This window comes from Streptomyces milbemycinicus (assembly GCF_002154605.1).
Taxonomy (GTDB): Bacteria; Actinomycetota; Actinomycetes; order Streptomycetales; family Streptomycetaceae; genus Streptomyces; species Streptomyces milbemycinicus.
This window is the reverse complement of record NZ_MUNE01000615.1, coordinates 1-1,357: the sequence shown is the minus strand read 5'-3', so window position 1 is coordinate 1,357 and position 1,357 is coordinate 1. Positions and strand designations below refer to the sequence as shown.

Annotated in this window: 1 protein-coding gene and 1 pseudogene; one reads left to right on the top strand and one right to left on the bottom strand. The window is 69.0% G+C overall.

The window, feature by feature from the left end; all coding sequences use genetic code 11:
• Positions 1-864, bottom strand: a pseudogene (locus CCN51_RS40425) (adenosylhomocysteinase); the annotation flags it as partial.
• A gap of 291 nt (positions 865-1,155) precedes the next feature.
• On the opposite strand from CCN51_RS40425, the gene CCN51_RS40420 reads away from it, so the two are divergent.
• Positions 1,156-1,357 (top strand): PTS fructose transporter subunit IIB (locus CCN51_RS40420; RefSeq protein WP_143676038.1); only part of this gene is annotated, 202 nt, incomplete at its 3' end.

Below are 1,357 nucleotides of genomic sequence, written 5' to 3'. Positions count from 1 at the left end.
ATCGCCGCCTGCAGCGCGCAGATGGGGTCGATCTCGGTGATGATGACCCGGGCGCCCTGGCCGCGCAGCGACTCGGCGCAGCCCTTGCCCACGTCACCGTAGCCGCAGACGACCGCGACCTTGCCGCCGATCAGCACGTCGGTGGCGCGGTTGATGCCGTCGACCAGGGAGTGGCGGCAGCCGTACTTGTTGTCGAACTTCGACTTGGTNNTCGTACAGGCGGTGGACGCCGGTGGTGGTCTCCTCGGTCACGCCGCGGATCTCCGAGGCGAGCTGCGTCCACTTCTGCGGGCTCTCCGCGAGGGTGCGGTTCAGCAGCTCCAGGATGACGCGGTGCTCCTCGTTCTCCGCGGTGGAGACGTCCGGGGCGGCGCCGGCCTTCTCGTACTCGACGCCCTTGTGGACCAGGAGGGTGGCGTCGCCGCCGTCGTCCAGGATCATGTTCGGGCCGCCGGTGGCGGTGCCCGGCCAGGTCAGCGCCTGCTCCGTGCACCACCAGTACTCCTCCAGGGTCTCGCCCTTCCAGGCGAAGACCGGGATGCCCTGCGGGTCCTCGGGGGTGCCGTTCGGGCCGACGGCGATCGCGGCCGCCGCATGGTCCTGGGTGGAGAAGATGTTGCAGGAGGCCCAGCGGACCTGCGCGCCGAGCGCGACCAGGGTCTCGATCAGGACCGCGGTCTGCACCGTCATATGCAGCGAGCCGGTGATCCGGGCGCCCGCGAGCGGCTGGCCGGCCGCGTACTCCTCGCGGATCGCCATCAGGCCGGGCATCTCGTGCTCGGCGAGGGTGATCTCCTTGCGGCCGAAGGCGGCCAGGGACAGGTCGGCGACCTTGAAGTCCTGACCGGAGACGGCATTCGTCATGTCCTGCTCCTCATGGATCGGTATCGAGCGAGAGCGGTTCGGCTGGGCATGCGACAGCGGTACCGCGGCGCCGTAGTCATACGGGCACACGAGTCCCCTGTTCGCAGTGCGCAGTCCGTCGGAGGCCCTCTCTCCCTCGGCCGGTCCGCGGAACGGANNTTCGGCCGGTTCGCCGTCTCTGCCCTGCCGACCTGGGTTTTGTTCCGGTCCGGACCTCTTGCAGGATGCGTTCGGCGCGGGGACCCTTGCACCTTCCCGCGCTCGCTCAACCCGTTGTAGAAGGAGAACCACGTGACCAGTCCAGCCGATCCCCCCAACGGCGCGGGGGCCAGCGGACCAGGGCTCAAACTGCTCGCCGTGACCGCCTGCCCGACCGGCATCGCGCATACCTATATGGCCGCGGAAAAGCTGGCCCAAGCGGCGGAATCGCTCGGGCACGCCATGAAGGTGGAGACACAAGGCTCGATCGGGGCCGAGAACGTACTCTCTGACA